General features: G+C 40.4%; 17 protein-coding genes. All 17 read right to left on the reverse strand.

What is annotated here, in order from left to right; all coding sequences use genetic code 11:
- Window positions 1-97: 97 nt before the first annotated feature.
- On the reverse strand, window positions 98-976 hold the full coding sequence (gene hslO, locus RCG22_RS15235; RefSeq protein WP_308103633.1) for an Hsp33 family molecular chaperone HslO: 879 nt from the start codon (window positions 974-976) through the stop codon (window positions 98-100).
- Window positions 977-990: 14 nt separating this feature from the next.
- A complete protein-coding gene (locus RCG22_RS15240) occupies window positions 991-1776 on the reverse strand; it encodes a type III pantothenate kinase (RefSeq protein WP_098262711.1) in 786 nt (261 codons plus the stop codon).
- A gap of 145 nt (window positions 1777-1921) precedes the next feature.
- The gene (gene ftsH, locus RCG22_RS15245) at window positions 1922-3868 is read right to left on the reverse strand and encodes an ATP-dependent zinc metalloprotease FtsH (protein ID WP_308103634.1); all 1947 of its coding nucleotides are present in this window, start codon (window positions 3866-3868) and stop codon (window positions 1922-1924) included.
- Window positions 3869-3995: 127 nt separating this feature from the next.
- Window positions 3996-4541: a hypoxanthine phosphoribosyltransferase gene (gene hpt / locus RCG22_RS15250; protein ID WP_098262713.1), complete on the reverse strand. Its 546-nt coding sequence runs from the start codon at window positions 4539-4541 to the stop codon at window positions 3996-3998.
- A 24-nt stretch (window positions 4542-4565) separates the two neighbouring features.
- Entirely contained in the window at window positions 4566-5951 is a 1386-nt protein-coding gene (gene tilS / locus RCG22_RS15255; protein WP_308103635.1) for a tRNA lysidine(34) synthetase TilS, read from the reverse strand.
- Window positions 5952-6335: 384 nt separating this feature from the next.
- Window positions 6336-7349, reverse strand: coding sequence for a protein kinase domain-containing protein (locus RCG22_RS15260; protein ID WP_308103636.1), 1014 nt, complete (start codon window positions 7347-7349; stop codon window positions 6336-6338).
- Entirely contained in the window at window positions 7318-8055 is a 738-nt protein-coding gene (locus RCG22_RS15265) for a vWA domain-containing protein (RefSeq protein ID WP_308103637.1), read from the reverse strand. Before RCG22_RS15265 ends, RCG22_RS15260 begins: the two co-directional genes overlap by 32 nt.
- A gap of 95 nt (window positions 8056-8150) precedes the next feature.
- Window positions 8151-10625: a stage II sporulation protein E gene (gene spoIIE, locus RCG22_RS15270; RefSeq protein WP_308103639.1), complete on the reverse strand. Its 2475-nt coding sequence runs from the start codon at window positions 10623-10625 to the stop codon at window positions 8151-8153.
- Window positions 10626-10902: 277 nt separating this feature from the next.
- Window positions 10903-11340, reverse strand: a complete 438-nt coding sequence (locus RCG22_RS15275; RefSeq protein ID WP_066249284.1) for a S1 domain-containing RNA-binding protein — start codon at window positions 11338-11340, stop codon at window positions 10903-10905.
- 95 nt (window positions 11341-11435) lie between these two features.
- Window positions 11436-11819 (reverse strand): FtsB family cell division protein, encoded by a 384-nt coding sequence (locus RCG22_RS15280; RefSeq protein ID WP_308103640.1) that lies wholly within the window; start codon window positions 11817-11819, stop codon window positions 11436-11438.
- A gap of 13 nt (window positions 11820-11832) precedes the next feature.
- Window positions 11833-12465, reverse strand: a complete 633-nt coding sequence (gene yabQ / locus RCG22_RS15285; protein WP_308103641.1) for a spore cortex biosynthesis protein YabQ — start codon at window positions 12463-12465, stop codon at window positions 11833-11835.
- A complete protein-coding gene (gene yabP, locus RCG22_RS15290; protein ID WP_066249276.1) occupies window positions 12462-12764 on the reverse strand; it encodes a sporulation protein YabP in 303 nt (100 codons plus the stop codon). Before yabP ends, yabQ begins: the two co-directional genes overlap by 4 nt.
- Window positions 12765-12841: 77 nt before the next feature.
- Window positions 12842-13117 (reverse strand): RNA-binding S4 domain-containing protein, encoded by a 276-nt coding sequence (locus tag RCG22_RS15295; RefSeq protein WP_098262721.1) that lies wholly within the window; start codon window positions 13115-13117, stop codon window positions 12842-12844.
- 19 nt (window positions 13118-13136) lie between these two features.
- Window positions 13137-14609, reverse strand: coding sequence for a bifunctional methyltransferase/pyrophosphohydrolase YabN (yabN, locus tag RCG22_RS15300; RefSeq protein ID WP_308103642.1), 1473 nt, complete (start codon window positions 14607-14609; stop codon window positions 13137-13139).
- Between the two features lie 2 nt (window positions 14610-14611).
- Window positions 14612-16225, reverse strand: coding sequence for a putative polysaccharide biosynthesis protein (locus RCG22_RS15305; protein WP_308103643.1), 1614 nt, complete (start codon window positions 16223-16225; stop codon window positions 14612-14614).
- A gap of 132 nt (window positions 16226-16357) precedes the next feature.
- Window positions 16358-16894 (reverse strand): stage V sporulation protein T, encoded by a 537-nt coding sequence (spoVT, locus tag RCG22_RS15310; RefSeq protein WP_098262724.1) that lies wholly within the window; start codon window positions 16892-16894, stop codon window positions 16358-16360.
- Between the two features lie 165 nt (window positions 16895-17059).
- On the reverse strand, window positions 17060-20605 hold the full coding sequence (mfd, locus tag RCG22_RS15315; protein WP_308103644.1) for a transcription-repair coupling factor: 3546 nt from the start codon (window positions 20603-20605) through the stop codon (window positions 17060-17062).
- Window positions 20606-20695: the final 90 nt, after the last annotated feature.

The following is a 20695-nucleotide window of genomic DNA, read 5'->3' on the forward strand; positions in this document are numbered from 1 at the left end:
AAGGGCGAAGTCCACTAGCCGTTGGGTGCTGAAGCTAGACAGTTATCTAAGTAAAAAGTATTACCTTTTATCTTTTCAGAAAAGCGCAAGCACCCGTTTATCTGGCATCCTTTTTGAGTTCTTCTAATTCAACACGCGAAAAGAGGTACTTTTCATTGCAAAAGTGACAATGAGCCTCGGCCTGTCCATCTTCTTCAATCATGGCATTGATCTCTGCAACACCTAAACCAACAATCGCATTTGCGAAACGGTCTTTCGAGCAATTACATTCAAATCCCACCGGCATGGTTTCTAAGATCTTTACTTGCTCGCTTCCAAAAAGTTCTCCTAGGATTTGTTCTGGCGTTAGACCTCGTTCAATTAATTTGGAAATAGGCTCAATCGTTTGCAAACGCTCTTCAAGTTTTGAAATGATTGAGTCAGGTGTACCTGGCATCAATTGAAAAATAAATCCGCCTGCGGCTAATATCGTATCATCGGGATTCACTAACACACCGACACCTACTGACGACGCAACCTGCTCAGAGGTGGCAAAATAATAAGTAAAGTCCTCACCTAATTCACCTGAAACCAAGGGAACCTGTCCGGAAAAAAAGTCACGCATCCCGACATCTTTAACAACAGCCAAAGTTCCTTCCGTGCCGACCGCGCGGCGGACATCAAGCTTGCCATGTTCCGTTGATTCAAAATCAACCTCCGGATTGGTTACATAGCCACGAACCTCACCCTTAGCGTTACTATCAACGACCATAGGGCCCAGTGGTCCGCCGCCATTGATCTTAATCGTTAATTTATCATCACCCTTTAACATAGCCCCCATCATTACCCCTGCGGTCAACGTGCGGCCAAGGGCAGCTGATGCGGTCCGCCAGGTTTGATGTCGTCTTTGTGCCTCACTTACTGTTTCGGTTGTACGAACGGCATAGGCTCGAATATTGCCATCATAGGCAAGTGCTTTAACAAGATAATCCTTCATTTGTAAACCCCCTTCTAGCTGTTATTCCTTAGGATATCCACGTTTCTTTTATAGATAAGCTGTAAACCTTTTAAAGTTAAAAACGGGTCGACAACATCAATAATTGTTGATTCTTGGGCAATTAAGTTAGCTAGTCCGCCTGTCGCAATTACGGTTGGCTTCTTCTCGCTTTGCTCCATCATCCGCTTGACAATCCCCTCGACTTGACCAACGTATCCATAAACAATTCCGGCCTGCATGGCTGCCACTGTATTTTTGCCGATGACCGCTTCCGGTCGGGTAATTTCAATTCTTGGCAGTTTGGATGCCCTTGAATAAAGGGCCTCTGTCGAAATGCCGACTCCCGGGGCAATTGCTCCACCCATATATTGACGTTCCTCATTTACATAACAATAAGTAGTCGCTGTTCCAAAATCGACGATAATCAGCGGACTTCCATATTCGTGAATAGCCGCAACGGCATTGACAATACGATCCGCCCCAACTTCTCTCGGATTTTCATATTTAATATTTAGACCCGTTTTTATTCCTGGCCCCACCACAAACGGCTTCACATGAAAATACTTTTGGCACATTCTTTCGAGCGCAAACATAATCGGTGGAACAACCGAGGAAATAATAATCCCGTCAATATCTGAAAAAGAGAGGCCTGCATGATCAAACAATGCTTTGATGTTCATTCCAAACTCATCTTCCGTACGGTTTCGATTCGTTTCAACACGCCAATGATATTTAAGCTCCTCCCCATCATAAACACCCAGAACAATATTGGTATTCCCTACATCAAATACGAAAATCACATCTATCACTCACTTTTCAGATTATTCTCTTCTCTACTGAAAACATAATAACATAAATATGAATATTGATAAAAAAAGAAAAGCGCAAGCGCGCTTGAGCTAGCCTAAAAAAGAGTGCTTCAGAGAAGCACCCTTTATCTTGCTATTATAATTTAGTTTCGTCATCAGAAGGGTTAAGCGGCTCAACTTCAACCTCATCCTTTTTCGTGCTAATATTAACCTTCACGTCGTCTACCTTTTTCGGACCGATTTTAACGGCTTCTAAAGCGACGTTTGGCGCTGGCATATGACCATGGTCAACCAGATATTTAATCTGTTCTGCAACGAGCGTTTCTACTTCAAGTAGTGTCTTAGCAATCAGATCCAGCTTATCACGATTTTCAGTGAGTATCACTTTAGCTCTTGCATAACATTCCTTGATAATTCTTTGGACTTCTAAATCAATCTCATACGCAATCGCATCGGAATAATTCTGTTCATTATGAATGTCACGACCCAAGAATACCTGACCGCCTGAACCTTGACCAAACTGAAGTGGTCCAAGTTTATCACTCATTCCATATTCAGTTACCATCTTACGGGCAATTCCTGTCGCACGTTGGAAATCGTTATGGGCTCCTGTACTAACTTCGCCAAAGACAATCTCTTCCGCCACACGTCCACCGAGTAATCCAACAATTTTATCGAGCAACTCAGGCTTCGTCATAAAGTAACGGTCTTCTCGAGGAAGCATAACGGCATATCCACCTGCCTGGCCACGAGGTACGATTGTAACCTTGTGGACCATATCTGCTTCATCTAGTACTAAACCGATAACCGTGTGTCCGCCTTCATGGAAGGCCACAATATTACGTTCCTTTTCAGAAATAACCCTGCTCTTCTTAGCCGGACCGGCAATAACACGATCTGTTGCTTCATCAATATCTTCCATATCGATTTTCTTCTTACTGCTTCTAGCAGCCACTAACGCCGCCTCATTCAATAAGTTTTCTAAGTCTGCACCAGAGAATCCAGGTGTACGCATCGCAATATTCTTTAGGTTTACCGACTCATCTAATGGCTTATTACGTGCATGAACTTTAAGAACAGCTTCACGTCCGATAACATCGGGACGGTCAACGGTAATTTGTCGGTCAAAACGACCTGGACGTAAAAGGGCCGGATCCAGAATATCGGCACGGTTTGTAGCAGCAATAATGATAATTCCTTCATTAGCGCCAAATCCATCCATCTCAACAAGCAATTGGTTCAAGGTTTGCTCACGTTCATCGTGTCCGCCGCCTAAACCAGCACCACGTTGACGTCCAACGGCATCAATTTCATCAATAAAAATAATACAAGGTGCGTTTTTCTTAGCATTTTCAAATAAATCACGTACACGGGAAGCACCGACCCCGACAAACATTTCAACGAAGTCCGAACCGCTTATCGAGAAAAACGGAACGCCCGCTTCACCTGCAGTTGCTCTAGCAAGCAAGGTTTTACCAGTACCCGGAGGACCGACCAAAAGCACTCCTTTTGGAATACGAGCACCCAGTTCGGCATATTTCCGAGGGTCCTTTAAGAATTCAACCACTTCGACTAATTCTGCCTTTTCTTCATCAGCACCTGCTACATCTCTAAAACGAACCTTTTTCTTATCATCGTTATAAAGCTTCGCCTTAGATTTACCAAAGTTCATCACACGGCTGCCGCCGCCTTGAGCTTGGTTTAATAAGAAGAAGAATAAAATAAAGATAATCACAAACGGAATAATTGAGGTAAAGAAAGTCACCCAACCGCTTGTTTCCTTTGCAGGCATTACTTCAACTTTTGAATCAGCTTTATTAATTTTGTTAATTATTTCTTCACTATTTGGAACATAAGTTATGAATTGTTTACTTTTCGTTTCAAGCACACCACGAACTTCATAAACACCTCGTTCAGGTTGCATTGTGAACGACTTTACTTCGCCTTTGTCTAATTGGCTAACAAACCTATCATATGAAATATGATCGGTCGTCTCATTACTTCCATTAAAGAAACTTACCACGCCAATAATGACTAAAAATATCAATAAATAAAAGATGGTATTACGGAAAATCCGATTCATCTCTTACCTCCTCCCACGATAGGCAAACTATACTAAATAGTATCATAAAAAATCTTACAAATTCAAGGAATTACACTCATTCGTAAGGTTATATATTGTTGCTTAAGGAATGAGCTGATAAATAAATCTAGAGATTATTGCTGTATACTTCAGGTTTTAAGACACCGATATATGGAAGGTTACGATATTTTTCAATATAATCCAAGCCATAACCGACAACAAACTCATCCGGTACAATAAAACCAACATAATCAGCCTTAATCGCACTTTTTCTACCTGTCGGTTTATCCAGCAATGTCACAATCTTGATTGATTTTGCCTTCCGATATTTAAATAGGTCGACCAAATAACTAAGGGTTAGACCGCTATCGATAATATCTTCAATTATGAGAATGTCTCTTCCTTCGACAGATGTATCTAAGTCTTTGAGAATTTTTACTTCACCAGAAGAAACAAGTCCAGTTCCATAGCTTGAAACATCCATGAAATCCATTTCAAGATAGCAATCCATACGCTTTAATAAATCCCCCATAAATGGCATCGCACCTTTTAGAACACCAATAGCAAGCGGAAATTTATCCTGATACTCTTCCGTTAACTGTGCTGACAGCTCCCGGATTTTCGTTTGAATCTCTTCTTCTGTAACTAATACTTTTTCAATATCCTGTTTCATTCTAATTGCGCCCCCTAGAAGATCCTACTTTTGATATGTGAGTAGTATATATTTTTCAGCTGCAAAATCTATGCCTTCAAAGGAAGATTTTTTTAAACCTGGAAGCCAGATAATACAACCTTCTTTGTCGGTTAGTACAGGCCACATATTTCGTTCCTGAACTGGTACTTTCTGGTCAATGAATATTGATTTTAACTTCTTTGACCCTTGCATTCCCTTTATTGACATCCGATCGCCTATTTTTCTAGAACGAATAATAATGGGCCACTTCACGCTGCTTACTTTAAACAATGCCGTATTTGAATCTGTTGTTGGAATTTCCCCTTCAATATACTCAGCTCTAATTTCCCCTCCATTCGGCAATACAATCATTCCAGGCCCTGTCATTTCAAAATGATAGGATTCACCTTCATTCGGTTGAAATTGGAATGAAAGGGAATGATAGGAACGAAAAACGTGTAATCCATTAGGAAAATCAAGTTGACCTGATGGTTGAGAATGATGAACTATGGAAAATACTTGATCGATATGTACGGCAGATAAAGATGCTGGTTTTTCTTTGTAAAGATAGTTTAATATTAGATGAATCCCTCTTCTTTGTAAAGGTAAAGGCATTTCAAGAAAGCTAATAATGTCAATGGTAATTTTGTCTTCTTCTCTTTTAGTGATTACCTTAATCAGCCGTTGTCCTGTTAATTCTAGAAGGAAATTTTCATCACTTGTGATTTCCTCACTAAATCGTTGAAATTGTTCATGGACATGTGGATTTTCCTTTTTTAAAAAAGGGACAACTTCTTTGCGAAATCGATTCCTGCTATAGATCCCTTTCTCATTACTTGGGTCCATTCGCGGGCTAAGGCTATGCTTTTGGCAATATTCCTGGATATCAGCCCTTTCCAGTCCCAAAAACGGACGAATGATCATTCCGCTTTCAAATGGCCGTGAAAATGGTATACCTGCACGAGCCAGGCCTGAACTGCCCCTCGTTAATCTCATTAGCATCGTTTCCATTTGATCATCACCATGATGTGCAAGTGCTAACCATGGATATTGATACTTTTCCATAATCTTTGAAAAAAACTCATACCTTATATCTCTTGCGGCGATTTGTGAACTTTTCCCCGTACTTCTGATAATTTCCGGCACATTCACCCGAGTCATTTCGAACGGAATGCTATTCTGTTCACAAAAATCTTTAACGAACATTGCATCCTCATAGGACTCTTGACCACGAAACATATGGTCTACATGGGCAACAACGAAGTGCAAATTTTGTTTCTCTCTTTCCGCAAGCAAAAAATGAAGCAGTGCCAGCGAATCCGGTCCTCCCGAAACACCAATGACCATCCTTTTAGATGCTAAACTGAATGCCTGGTGAGTAAGAAAGGCCTTGACCTTAGTTTCCAACATATGATTGCATCTTCCTTAAAACAAAGTGTAGAACTTTACATCGTTAAGAATAACATTAGTCTACCACTATTAAGAATAAACTATCAAAGCATAGGCATTACAAATGGCTTAGAAAATTTTCCTAATTCTCCGCTTAAATAACTACTTATAAAATTACCTTTCTTCTTATACGGATGACCTAAGAAATAGTTTCACATTTAAAGAAAAGAATAAGTATATTTCAACTTTGAAAATTGTCCAGCTCCAGCGCCCTAGCGGCTAGTGTCCTTCGCACTCCGCCCTACGATAAGTCAACATCGAATCACCTTCGGCTCTTCGTGTTTCCTTTATCTCAGTTGGAGCGTTCCAGGCCATACGCCGCTGAACAGGGCGTTTACGCTTTTCTTATAAAATTTTATTAAAGGTGTACCAGGCATATAAAAGGCCTAACACAAGGGCTATTAACCAAAATTCCATCCAGCCGCTCTTTTTCTTCTTTTTCCGATAGTGCTGCCGCGTTACAGGTTGGTTGGCGTTTGAGCCCTTTCGGGGCGGCTGTTTCTGAGCAGGCTGGCTTGCACTATTAGGCTTTATGAGCGGGTCTGCTGTTTTTTTATCGACCATTAGATCTAATAATTCAGCTCTCATTTGTTTCGCGCTTCCATATTGGCCTTGAAGAGCTTTTAGGATGACCTTTTCCCACACGATTAGCTCTGGTTTTTGCCGGATAGCCTCTCTTAATTGAGAGATTCCTCCACTCGTTTTCGTCAGCCTTTTAGGATAGGCGGTATTTATCATAATCATCGCCACCGCAAACAGGTCATAGGTCCGCTCAGCCTTCCTAGAGCCTAATCCCCAATACCCACGGTCATAGAACTCAGTGAATTCCTTAATCGCTCTTCCTTGAATTGTCGTGCCGCCGACGTCAATACATCTTATTTTTGGCGGGGGTCCCGTGACTATTAGGTTTTCTGGCTTTAAGTCACCAAATACCCACCCATTTTCATGAAGCTTGTCTAAATCATTTAAAAGCTGCAAGAATAAAACACTAGTCCATGATTTTCCCTTTTGTTGTAAAAAGGAGAGAAAGTCAGGACCCTGAATATATTCCATCACATAAAAAGAAATGCGTCCGCGATTACTCTGCCAATCGTCGACGTCAAGCAAAGAAGGCCCGAGGGTTGGGGGTCCCTGGACCTTTGCTAAGGATTTTAAAACATTTACCTCAGAAGTGATCGACATACCATTGTCACTCATTTTTAAAGCGACTTGTGTGTTCTTATGCTTGGCAAGGTAAACCACTCCGTTTGCTCCAAATCCAAGTTCCTTTATAATTGTATACTCCTTTGAATGCCACTTTCCTGTAATGACTGTCCCCGGGCTTACCTTACATTGACTCTTCAAAGTATGATTCATCATCACGTGAAAGCAAGCTCCTTAAGGATTGTTTTTCTTCAAATGAGGATAACGCTGTCCGCAACGCTGGTCCTGTCGGCGTAATTCCTCCAGTTGACAGCTGAGAGAATACACTGGTCAATGTTTGCAATTTAGGTGTCCAATCCAGCAATTTTTCGACATCTTTCTTTTTCCCGGGAAATACATAGACCGAAAATTGATTATCACCTGTTCGAGCGTTCAAGCTTAGAGAAAGGTCAAGCAATGCTTCCTTCACGGTCGGAAGTTTGTGTTTCATACTTGCACTTGTATCGACAAGAATCAACACCTCTAATTCGACAGTTTCTCCTAATTCATCGACAACCTCCATCACTTCCCCGCGTTTCTCGGGCGGGAGGTCTTCCATGGTTTGTGATCGTCCTAATATTTGCTGCAATTCACGGTTGACCACTCCCTGAATGGTTTGGTTCATCGCTTTACGAGTGACCATTTGCACGGTTTGCGAGAGTTGCTGCGCATAGACAATCTGACTGACGCCACCGCCTGACATCGCAATCCTGTCAATTTCAGCCATTCCTTTTTCGTCAATCGTATCCTGTTCCATCACACCGATTACATTAACGGTGATTCCTTGTTCTTTTGCAAGTGCAGCCATAGCAATTGGATCGTCCCCTTGATTGGAACATCCATCCGTAATCAGTAAAATTTGACGTATTTTCCCTGTATACATAACCTTCTCCCTCCACAACATGTATTGGTACCATTTTCGACGGGATGTAAATGATTTATACATATTTTAAAGGGGGATGGCATAAAATAACTTGTTTAGGCCTGACGCTTTAATTTTTGAACAGGAATGGATGCCCACTTTGGGGTATTATGTTTAATTTTCGCTACGGTCACGGTCATGTCATCATGAATGATTTCCGATCTCGACCGGATCACTTCTTCTAAAATTAAATCAGCTACCTCCTGCGGATTATCTGTTTCTAGTCCTTGTAATTTTCTCTTCATCCATAAATCATAATTCTCAACATGCAACGGACCCTCAAATACCCCATCGCTCATCATAATCAAGAGATCCCCAGCTTTTAGCTGTTCACTGACCACATCCACTTCAAATTCCTGGATCATACCTATTGGCAGATTACTTGCCTGGATTTTAATAATCTTATTCCCTCTTTTAATAAAGCTCGGTGTTGAACCAATTTTAAGAAATTTGGTTGATGCATTTTGCAGGTCAATCATCGCTAAATCTAAGGTAGAAAATATTTCATCCGTCGTCCGGAGTGAGAGAATGGAGTTAACTGATTTAATCGCCACTTTTTCTTCAATTCCTGATTGGAGAATTTTTTGTAAAAGAAGCAGTGTTTCTTTACTCTCGTAATGAGCTCTTTCTCCATTTCCCATTCCATCACTAATGGCAATGGCATACTTCCCTAATCCGAGTTCAATCGTCGAATAACTGTCTCCTGACACCAGCCCGCCGTCCTTAGCAGCATGGGCAATGCCTGTCTCTACCGTATACTTCTTGGAGGACCGGAATGTCACATGACAAAAGTCATTCGAATAAGTTGCACATTCTTCCTTATTTACAACAATCGTTTCCCCCAGAATATCAGATAGCATCGGAGCAATTAATTTGTCACATTCACCATGGCCATCGCAAAATGGTAATGACATCTCAATATCGACATTTCCTTGCTCAAGGCTATAGATTTCCACTTGTTCAATATGGATTCCGAACGATTGCATTGCCTCCATAATTTGTTCTTCCTGCTTGTGGTGGTTTTCTCGTTCCCGTTGAATTTCCTTTGCGAAATTATCCATTACTTCGGACACACCTAACAATTGTTCAGCAACCAGCCTGCGGCTTTCCTGAACCTGCTTTTTTAACTTTTGATTGGCTTGAAAAAACGTTAATTCTTGTCCAATCGATTCATACACTCGTTTTGAACGGGTGCATATCTTTTCCCATTCACGGGATAGCTTAGAAGAAACATTTCCATCATTTTGATCCATTTCATGAATAATTTCTTCCATATAAGAATAGGTTGTATTAAAATTGTTTGCCCAGCATTGATCCTTCTTAAAGCAGGTTTGGCAGGTTTTTTCGGTAACGTTACTCATAAAGTAATCCATTTCCCGATCACTTTCATCTTCCTTCGGTTGAATTTCCATTTGTGAAAAGCTTTTGGACAGAGCATGGAAGACGCTAGAGAACTGTGACACCCGCTGTGCCGTAACATCACGCATTTTACGCATATATTTTTGCTGCTCAGCTGTGTATTCCGGTGTACCAGGGATATACTTTGCTAATCGAGAAGTTAATACCTGAGGTGTTAAGAGGAATAGAAAGATGGCTGCCGCTGTCTCCAATACCGTAAGCTGGATGGAGCCACCGCCTTCTCCATACATACCAATTAGGAGTGTAGCGATAAATAAACCGATGGAAACACCTATTTTTTTCCCTTCCTTCATCAATCCTCCCAGGACACCAGAAAAAGCAAGTAGACTCATATGATAAAAACTAGAGACACTCGCCAAACTAAAAATCAACCCCGTGACAACCCCCACAGTGGAGCCAACTGTTGCTCCGGCGATAAACGAAAATACCAATACTAAGTATCTCGACATGATATGCTCAATCGACAGGTCATAAACCTTCCAGCCAATTGTTCCTGTCATAATTGAAGCAAGCATGATAATTAGGCAAACAATTTCTTCTGTTTTTAACAATTGTCTCCGTTTGTTAAAGGTTAACAATGGAATACTTTGGAGAAAGATAAGCGTCAAAATAAACGCAAGACTGGTTTGGACCCCGACCATCATTAAATCATAGAGTGTCAATTGTCTTGAAAGAATAAAGGCTTCCGCCAATTTCCCGAGCCCAAGGACAATAGCGACAATTAAAGGTGTCCATTTCATATCATTGGTGACCCATTTCTTACATATTCTGAAGACTATCATAAATAAAATGGTAATTATAAAGGTAAAGGCCGCGTTTGTGAGTGAAATAGTGACTGCTCCAATAATTAGTCCGATCAGGGCAAGCGGTGCCCGATCTCGCTTAATTAAATAAACGGAGGCAAAAAAGGGAAGGCAAAAAGGAGTTAGTTTTGCCAAAATCAAGGCCCGACCAAGTAAAAAGCCAACCAATAATAGCAGATATCCCTTTTTTATGAAAAAGGACTCTAGCATTAGTTGGATTTTTTTCAATCCATTCTGCAAAGCCCATTTGGATGAATGCAGATTAACTTCTCTGACTGGTTCTATGAAACTAGCATTTGTCTTTTCCATAAATCACACTCCCTATTCTTTCATCGTTCAGACTATTATAAAATTAATAGTCAGAAAAGTTTGTCAAATTAGTGAACGGGCTAAAAAAATCGTTCGACCGTTTTCACTATAATCATTCAATTAATATTAATTAGTGTCGTAGGGTGTCAGGCACCATGTGAATTTTTCCACATGGTGCCTGACACCCTTTTAAGTTGAACAGCAAAAAAGACAGGCCATTTAGGCCTGTCTTCTATTTATGATATTGAGTGAAGCATCCTTATAAGTTAGTAGCAAGTTACCCCCGTTTAGCTCCTCTTCCTCCGCGCTTGGACTCTGTGCTCCGTTTTAAGGAAGATAAACGATCCTCGCTATCTTTTAAAAATTTTGCCATTTTGGTTTCAAAATTTTCTGGCTTAAAATTATTGCGATCGTTGTTTCTACCCTGGCGTGGACGTTGTGAGTTTGAGTTTGAATAAGATCGTTGCTGCGACTCCGGTCGATCCTTCGCCTTTTTAATCGACAGCCCGATTTTCCCATCTTTCTCAACATTGAGGACTTTTACCTCTACTTGATCGCCAACCTTTAAATGGTCATTAATATCTTTGACGTAATTGTCAGCAACCTCACTGATGTGTACGAGTCCTGTTGAGCCTTCCGGCAGCTCCACAAACGCACCAAACTTAGTAATTCCTGTTACTTTCCCCTGTAACTTGCTGCCTACTTCAATTGACATAAAAAGAATGTTCCTCCTTAAAAGTATAGAAAATCAATCTTACTCTATATTATACAAAAAGAAAAAAAACAGTGTCAATATGGCTACAAATTGGTTCATTTCCCCGTTTTTTCATCAGGAATATTAAAAATAATTTCATTTTTTTCTGAGAAGAAATATTCTTTCCTAGCTAACTTCGCAATATAATCATCGTCATTTAATTTAATAATATTTTCATTCAGAATTCCTTGCTCATTCTTTAACTCCGTTAGCTGGTGAGTAAGTTCCTTCTTTTGGGTCATTTTAGCACTGAGCTTAGCAGATTGGGAAATGGTACTGGAGATCATTAAATAGGAGATAATACTGGCCAGTGCCAAAAACATCGCCAATCGCCTTACTAATAGCTTCTTTTTCCTAGCTGAGGCAATTTCTGCATACTCCTGCTGTTTAACATACGTCGTCTGTATCTTAGAAACACTTTTCTTTGGTTCTGCTCCCATTCCCCTCACCGCCTTACTCTTTTGGTTTTTTCCATCTATTAAACAACTTACTTATATAATTCCTGATTTTGTGAAAATTTCCTGCCGTTTTATTATATAACTTCTCGACGGAATTTTTAAGACCTTTCGGCAAAAGTTTCCAAAAAATCAACACAATCTTTTGTAACGGTACAAATATTATTTTTAGAATTAATAGTAAAACCTTGCCAATAAATTTGACAAGGGATAAAAGGCCCCTGCCAATCGCAATGATAATGACAATAACCAGTTGAATAAGACCCACGATTGGTTTATAAATCAAGAGTTGAAATACTTTTTTAATAAAACGGCTGACAGCAAGGATTGTTTTTATTGTCAGCTCAAGCAAGCGAAGGTAAGTCCCTTTAAATAAACTCTGATAGGCGGCAAATCCACAAAGAAGTGCGAGAAAGATATAAAATCTTAGTTCCCCATTATTCACTAAAAATAACGTGTAAAAAATAACCACTGCTTGGATGATCCAAAATAATAAATCATTGAAGAAGACAATCCATTGCTTTCTTTTCGGCCGATTTAAAAATCGCTGATAGGTGTCGAACATCGCACCGAATAACGACCCCATCCCAATCATCGAAAGCAATGTTATAAATTGAGTCGAGAGGGTCATCGGAATAACTTACTAAAGAACCCTTTAGCTTTCTCCCCATGCTGTTCATCAAGGTAGACTAAATCAAAAATTTTCCCCTTAATTGAAACAATCCCCTTTTCCACATCGAGGTTTTTCATTTGCAGATTTTGTCCTTTGATTGCTAAAAATCCCATCGATGTTTCTAATAAAAATTCTTCATTATCAAAACTTTCCACTTGTTTGACACCGGTAATCTCAAGAAGCTTTCTGCCTCTCATGATGACATCATGGTCTGGAACGCTGCTTTTTGTTGGATTATTATCATAATACTGGTTCATTAACATCCCCCACAATCATTTGTACAACCTTTTTGATACATATTTATGTGAGGGATTTGAAAATTAGAACCCGGTTACTAGAATGGGAATTCTGATGAGCCAATTCTTTCTTCATTAATAATCGTATACATCTCTGCCGCTTCCTCTTTACGGGTGGTATCCTGGATTCGGTCTATCCGAGCTGTAACTTTTCTTTGCCCAAGGCGAATCGTTAATTCATCGCCAACTTTCACCGTTGAGCTCGCCTTTGCCTCTTTCCCATTAATTTCGATTCTTCCTTGGTCGGATACTTCTTTTGCCAACGTCCTTCTTTTGATTAAGCGCGATACTTTTAAAAATTTATCTAGACGCATACCTGATCTCCCCTTATTCTTATAGTCCCTTAAGTTTTGCTTCGTCCCAATACTGGTCTAGTTGCTCCAGTGTATGCTCCTCAAACGTCCTGCCGCTGCCCATTACCTTTTCCTCAACAAACTGAAACCGGCGGGTAAACTTTTCGTTTGTTTCAAACAAGGCTTCTTCCGGGTGAATCTTTAAGAATCTCGCTACATTTACAAAAGCAAAGAGTAAATCGCCAAATTCACCCTTTGCCCGGGCCATGCCCTCGACTGTTCCATCTAATTCATTCATAAATTCTTCAAGCTCTTCTTTCACTTTCTCTAAAGCCGGGGTGATTTCCTGCCAATCAAAGCCAACCTTTGCTGCTTTCTTTTGGAGTTCGAATGCTCTTAACAAATTCGGTAAAGCCATTGATACACCTTCAAGTAAAGAAGCAGGCACATTCACCTCACCTTTCTCCTGCTTTTTAATTTCCTGCCAGTTTATTAATGCTTCCTCAGCATTATCAGCCTCGGCATTTCCAAATACATGTGGATGACGGCGAATCATTTTCGCTGATAATCCCTCAATGATGTCATCAATCGAAAAATAGCCATCATCCTCACCAATCTGGGCGTGCAGCATGACCTGGAGCAGGACATCCCCCAGTTCTTCGACTAAATGATCAATATCTTCCCTGTTAATCGCATCAATCACTTCGTACGTTTCTTCTATTAAATATTTTTTTAAGGTTTCATGCGTTTGCTCCCTATCCCAAGGGCAACCAGTCGGACTCCTGAGTTCGGCAATAATCTCTCTTAGTTTTGAAAAATTCTTCAGGAGAATTTGTTCCTCTTTAACGGGAGGAATATATACGGAGGTCAGATTGTTAATCGATACATTTCGATCCAGTTCATATAAAGGTACTTCTTCAATGATTTCCTGACTACTTCCTGCAGCCGTGACGATATACACTGGATAATCATCCGGTAACTTTTCCATTAACGTTAGTTTAACGTTAGAAGCAATAAATTGATCATAAACTTGGCTGACAATCATATGCTGGTCAATTTGCAGTTGTGCTTTGTTGAGGGATGTCCCATCAAGTAACTGAAACCCTTCGATCGGGTCTATTTTTAAGGCCGTAAATAGAGCATCAATAAAACTTTGTCCACCGCCAATGATTATTTCTATATTCCTTGCTGGACCATAAGCTAACAGAAGCTGCACGGCCCGTTCTGCAACGAGTGGATGTCCTGGGACCGCATAGACAATTGAGTCACTTTCTGCCTTTTGCAATAACGTCTGGACAATTTCTTCATATACTTCCTCAAATTGATCATGCTTTTCATAGACGGAATCAAATGAAGTATAACTCAATCCTTCTTTCTCCAAGTCAGCGATAACGGGATGCTCTTTCGTCCGTAGAAATACCGAACTTGCATTAAGTAATTTTCTATAAACACCAACAGGCAGCTGTTCCAAATCTCCTGCACCTAAGCCTAGAATTTCAATTCTTCTTACCATCTTTATTTCCTATCCTTTCGGGCGATTAATTTAATTAATTTACTGCCAAATGGAAAAAGTGCCAATTCTTCCTCACGAAAAATTTTACCTCTAATAATAATTAATAAAAAGACGAAACCACCTATAATAACTCCGCTTAACGATTGGAAGGCAGCTTCGGTCCGACCATAACCATCCGTGCCGAACATAAATAAATAAACCTTTAAAAAAAGGACCATTGCTGCAGTGGCGCTGATAACAGTTTTCCAAAAATGAACCGAAAATAGCGAGATGCCTACTGTCTTTTTAAATCGAAACCAGAGAAGTGCTGTGACCAATCCCAGCGAAATAAGCGATGCTATGGCAGCCCCCATTGTTCCATATAAAGGAACGAATAGACCATTTAGGATATATTTTAACGGAAATATGATTAAAGCGGCAATTGCGGGAAATAACAGTACACTCAAGCCTTGCATAATGGCAATAATTGTTGATGCAAGTGATGTAAACAGAATCACAAAACTTAGTACCCCTAACACTGCCGAACCAGCCTCATTTTCAAAAAGCATCGTATTTGTTTGTCTAATAATTGCCCATAGACCAGATGATGCGCCTAGACCGAAGATCATACTCACTTTAAGCGCAACTTGAATTTTGTGGTGTAAAAATTCAGGTTTTGCAGACAGCCGCTCTCTTGTGATTAAGGGAACAAGGGTTAACGACATGGAGGTGGCAGCGATGGTTCCTAACTGGATTAACGGCTGACCACGGTCAAATATCCCCTTGAGGCTTTTGGCCAGGTCCTTTTCAATCCCACTTTCAACGAGCAGGGAGTAGAGATTCAATGCATCAGCTAATTGAATAAAAATCATAAACATCCCGCTTATACAAATCGTCAGACCCTGATAGACAAGTGCCTTTAGAATCTTTTTGGTATCACCGGCATATCGTTGAAACATCCCGCTCCTTGGCGCTATTACCTTCCATTCTTTACGAATCCATATAAACATAAACAGAATAATACCTGAAATCATACTGCCGGTAATTGAGCCAAACATAGCCCCTCCGCCGACAAGATAAAGAGAATATCCTTTTTCCATAAAAAGATAGGCCAAAAAGAGGATCGTCATTACTCGTGTTGTTTGTTCCCCCACCTGCGATAATGCTGTTGGGACCATATGCCCTATCCCCTGGTAATACCCTCTAAGGACAGACATAATCGGAAATAGCAAAAACACAATCGAGACAACCCTTAGCAGGATGGAGAGGTGGGGGTCATTCATCCACAAGGCAATACGGTTTGCACCAAAGTAAAGGATACTGAAACAAATAAACCCAAAGAACTGCAAATAAAGAAAGGATACAAATAGAAGCAAGCGAGATCTATCATCATCCCCTATTTGTTTTTGCTCCGCATAGAGCTTAGAAATGACAACAGGAAAGCCAGTCGTCGAAAGAACAATGGCAATCCCATAAAACGGGTAGATTTGTTGGTATATGTAAAAGCCAATATCGCCGACAATGTTTTGAAAAGGAATACGGTAAAAGGCACTTAATATTTTCGTCATAAGAGCCGCAAGCATTAAGATAAAGGCTCCTCTAAACAGAGCCTTTGATGGATTCACAGACTTCTTCATTCACTCACCCTATCAAAAAATACAAACTCGAAGGTAATTATAGCATAGGGAAACCGCTTTTAAACTAAATAAAAAAGACAGCAATGGCTGTCTTTTTATACTTTGCAAAATAGAATTAGTTCTGTAGTTCTGTTAAGACTCCATCTGGCGAGCTAAGAAACTAGCTGCTGTTTCAACTGCCTTATGTTCCACTTCGCCAAGAGTTCCTTCTTTAGAGAAAATAATCACTGCCCCGATTGGATCACCATTTGCAATAATAGGGCCGATAGTATATGAAGTTACTGCCTCTTCATTTCCATCCACTAAGGCGATATCGCCCTTTTGAGTGGACAGCACCGAATTCCGTTCTTCCATGGTCTTTTCAACGATATCACTAATGTTTTTATTTAAGTATTCTTTCTTAGAACCCCCTGCCATTGCAATAACGGTATCTCTATCACAAATTAACACAGGGTTTCCGAGGCTATCGAAAAGTGCTTCAGCATATTCTTTGGCAAAATCACCTAATTCACTAATAGGTGAATATTTTTTCAAGATGACTTCTCCGTCTCGATCAACAAAAATCTCTAACGGATCCCCTTCGCGGATACGCAAAGTTCTGCGTATTTCTTTGGGAATGACAACACGACCCAAATCATCGATTCGACGAACTATTCCAGTTGCTTTCATCCAATGTTGCCTCACTTTCATCTGATGATTATTCAACTTGGTGAGTGACAATATTACCTTTTATATGTAATCATCACCAACTTTGAACTTAGTATCTTTCATCTGGAAAGTTCTATACATAATCGTAATAATTTTTCAAATATATTACAATTATTCCAAATTGGATTAATTCACAGGGTTTTCATGACCCTTTTTTGCCTGGGACAGTCCCTTAACCATTTCAAAGGCAATATTCAGCCATTCTGAGGTTTTATAGTCCTTGACCTTAATAACAATTTTCAGCCTTGGTCCTTCCATCCCAGGAGAAATATTTCGTCCAAACTGACTGCCAATATGGAAAATCTTACTTCCGTCAATCGTATTGGTAACCGGTTCAGACACGAGGATGGTTACCTCCTGTTTGGCCTGCTTAATTTGCTCTACCCCATTTAAAAGGGCATAAACCTTCATTTCTGCGATTTGGAAAAGGCAGGCAACCTCCTCCGGATATTCACCAAACCGGTCCTGCATTTCCTCTTCAAGCTCTTCAATATCCGCAAGCGACTCCGCGCCTCTAAATCGCTTATACATCTCTATTTTTTGATGCCCATCCTTAATATATGTATCCGGAATATAGGCATCAATTTCAAGGTCAATTTCAACCGATTTTTTTTCAGCAGCTCCCGTCACCCCAATGGTCACTTTTCGCTCTTCAATCGCTTCTTTTAGCATTTGCGAATAAAGATCAAAACCAACTGAGTCAATAAAACCATGCTGTTGGGCTCCCAATAAATTACCCGCACCACGAATCGATAAATCCCGCATGGCAATTTTAAAACCGGAACCTAGCTCAGTAAATTCCTTAATCGCTTGGAGACGCTTTTCTGCTACCTCCGTTAATACTTTATCTTTTCGATAAGTGAAGTAGGCGTAGGCAACACGATTAGAACGACCGACCCGTCCGCGGAGCTGATAAAGCTGTGAAAGACCCATGCGATCCGCATCAAAGACAATGAGGGTATTCACATTTGGTATATCCACACCTGTTTCAATAATCGTCGTACTCACAAGGACATCAAATTCACCTGCTAAAAAGCCGATCATCACCGTTTCTAATTCATTTTCTGTCATTTGACCATGGGCACAAACCACACGTGCATCAGGGACAAGCATCGAGATTTCCTCTGCTTTCCGTTCAATATCTTCTACTCTGTTATATAAAAAGTAGACTTGTCCGTCGCGGGCTAGTTCCCTCTCAATTGATTCTCTTACTAAAGAACCATTATATTCCATCACATAAGTTTGGACAGGAAAACGATTTTCCGGCGGAGTTTCGATTACAGATAAATCACGGACTCCGAGCATCGACATATGCAGGGTTCTAGGAATCGGCGTTGCCGTTAATGTTAACACATCGACATTTGTTTTTAGCTTCTTAATTTTTTCCTTATGGGTAACCCCAAACCGTTGCTCTTCATCAATAATCAACAACCCTAAATCACGATAAACAATATCCTTGGAGAGCAGGCGATGCGTCCCTACGACAATATCAATTGTCCCCGCCTTTAACCCTTTAAGCGTCTCCGTTTGTTGTTTTTTCGAGCGGAAGCGGTTTAACAGACCGATATTAATCGGATAATCCTGAAATCTTTCCCGCATTGTTTCATGATGCTGCTGCGCCAAAATCGTTGTTGGCACAAGAAAGGCCACTTGCTTTCCGTCTGCGATTGCCTTAAAGGCCGCCCGAATTGCAACTTCTGTTTTTCCATATCCCACATCGCCGCAGAGGAGACGGTCCATCGGACGCGGTCTTTCCATGTCCTTCTTAATCTCATGAATCGAGCGGAGCTGGTCGTCTGTTTCTTGGTAAGCGAAGGATGTTTCAAATTCCCTTTGCATATCGCCATCAGGCGAATAGGCATAACCGACGGCTGCTTCCCGCTCTGCATATAATTTGATTAAATCGTCGGCAATATCTTCAACAGAGGACTGAACCTTTTTCTTTACCTTTTTCCAATCTGTTCCGCCTAGTTTATAAATCTTCGGCTCTTTTCCTTCTGAACCGACATACTTCATTACAAGATCAATTTGTTCAACCGGAACATAAAGCTTATCTGTGCCCTGATAGCGGATATGGAGATAATCCTTATGAATTCCGTTAATGACAAGCGTTTCAATGCCTAAATATTTACCAATCCCATGATTAACATGGACAACATAATCACCTATCTTCAGCTCGGAGTAGCTCTTAATTCTTTCAGCGTTTGATAGTTTTTGACGATTAGTAGATTTTTTGACCCGTTTATTAAATAGTTCTTCTTCAGTGATTACGGCGATTTTCTGAATTGACAGCTCAAAGCCTGCTTGCAGGTTTCCCTGCATGATTTGAACCCGGCCAGGTAACAGCTGCTGATCTCCTGTCGTGATGCTGGCATGAACCTCATAGTCCTCAAGCACACGCTCTAACTTTTTTACCCGCTCTTCATCCGGTCCTAAGAATAAAATGGAATAATTGCTTTTCTTCCACCTGTCGATCTCCGCTTTTAATAAATGCATTTGCCCATGAAAGTTTTGCATTTGCTTACAGGAGATATTAATGATGTTTTGTGGACTTGTATTCGCTACATGCCGTAAAAATAAGGACATATACACAATCGGCCTTTCCTTCTTTTGCAAAAGAACAGCTAAGTCATGTGATATATGTAAATCATGGATAATTTGGCCTGTGCCGAGTAAACTTGTATACCATTCTGCTTCTTCTTTTATTAAGGAATCATTCATTTCTTGAACTCGGCTGACTTCATCAATAAATACAAGGCCGTTGCTTGGCAGATAGTCTAGTAAACTAGTAGCCCCATCGTAGGCTAGTGATAGGTATTTAAAGACTTGATCAGGTTTTTGACCGTTTTTTAATTGCTCCAGTTCGAAACTGATATTTTGTGATAACTGCATTTTTGCTTTATCATCTTTTAGCTTCCGAAGGCTTTTGCCCAATCCGGCTTCAAGTCGATCAATTATGCGGCTATAATTCTCTGCTTCTAACAATACCTCAGTTGCAGGTCCAATCAGAATTTCAGAAACCTTCTCTTTCGAGCGTTGATCATCAAGAGAGAAATATCGAATGGAATCAATGTCCGTGTCGAATAATTCTATTCGAAGCGGATTTGCTTCCGTGAGCGGATAAATATCAATAATCCCGCCTCTTACGCTAAATTCCCCTGGAGTTGTCACCATTTCTGCTCGAATATAACCCATTTTGACAAAGGTATTTAAGGTTTTTTCGATATTGATATCTTCCCCTAATTTTAACGAGAGCTGGTATTCCTTCCATACATTCTTTGGAGGAACAATTTTCTTTAACCCTGCAATTGGGACAATTAAAATCCCCTTATTATGCTTACTCCAGTAGTTTAAGGCTTCAATTCTTTGTGCTTTTAATTCCGGACTGGCAATGCTCATCTCGGCAGCAATTAACTCATTAGCGGGAAAAAGGAAAACTTCCTTCTCACTTAATAGATTGACAATATCATCATAGAGTTTTTGTGCTTGTAATAGATTATGGGTGACGAGCATGATCGGCCTTTGCATTTGTTCGTAGATTGAAGCCGTTAAAACGGTTCTAGACGAACCCGATAACCCAGCAATCAGCTGCTCCCTTAATCCCTCTTCCACTCCCGCGATCACGGAATGGACATCTTCCTGCTTTAAAAACAACGATTTTAGCGCTCTCAAGGTTTCTCCCCCTCCTCATCATAGTTCATATTAATAATGTTTTTATATTAGTAAATTATAAATAGAAAAATGCTTTGGAGTTCAGTCCAA

It is taken from the genome of Neobacillus nitrireducens, assembly GCF_030915405.1.
Classification (GTDB): Bacteria; Bacillota; Bacilli; order Bacillales; family Cytobacillaceae; genus Neobacillus.

Coding starts and splice junctions, on each gene's coding strand:
- hslO (WP_308103633.1), bottom strand. CDS start 976: ATGAAGGATTATCTTGTTAAAGCACTTGCCTATGATGGCAATATTCGA.
- ftsH (WP_308103634.1), bottom strand. CDS start 3,868: ATGAATCGGATTTTCCGTAATACCATCTTTTATTTATTGATATTTTTA.
- hpt (WP_098262713.1), bottom strand. CDS start 4,541: ATGAAACAGGATATTGAAAAAGTATTAGTTACAGAAGAAGAGATTCAA.
- tilS (WP_308103635.1), bottom strand. CDS start 5,951: ATGTTGGAAACTAAGGTCAAGGCCTTTCTTACTCACCAGGCATTCAGT.
- RCG22_RS15260 (WP_308103636.1), bottom strand. CDS start 7,349: ATGATGAATCATACTTTGAAGAGTCAATGTAAGGTAAGCCCGGGGACA.
- RCG22_RS15265 (WP_308103637.1), bottom strand. CDS start 8,055: ATGTATACAGGGAAAATACGTCAAATTTTACTGATTACGGATGGATGT.
- spoIIE (WP_308103639.1), bottom strand. CDS start 10,625: ATGGAAAAGACAAATGCTAGTTTCATAGAACCAGTCAGAGAAGTTAAT.
- RCG22_RS15275 (WP_066249284.1), bottom strand. CDS start 11,340: ATGTCAATTGAAGTAGGCAGCAAGTTACAGGGGAAAGTAACAGGAATT.
- RCG22_RS15280 (WP_308103640.1), bottom strand. CDS start 11,819: ATGGGAGCAGAACCAAAGAAAAGTGTTTCTAAGATACAGACGACGTAT.
- yabQ (WP_308103641.1), bottom strand. CDS start 12,465: ATGACCCTCTCGACTCAATTTATAACATTGCTTTCGATGATTGGGATG.
- yabP (WP_066249276.1), bottom strand. CDS start 12,764: ATGAACCAGTATTATGATAATAATCCAACAAAAAGCAGCGTTCCAGAC.
- RCG22_RS15295 (WP_098262721.1), bottom strand. CDS start 13,117: ATGCGTCTAGATAAATTTTTAAAAGTATCGCGCTTAATCAAAAGAAGG.
- yabN (WP_308103642.1), bottom strand. CDS start 14,609: ATGGTAAGAAGAATTGAAATTCTAGGCTTAGGTGCAGGAGATTTGGAA.
- RCG22_RS15305 (WP_308103643.1), bottom strand. CDS start 16,225: ATGAAGAAGTCTGTGAATCCATCAAAGGCTCTGTTTAGAGGAGCCTTT.
- spoVT (WP_098262724.1), bottom strand. CDS start 16,894: ATGAAAGCAACTGGAATAGTTCGTCGAATCGATGATTTGGGTCGTGTT.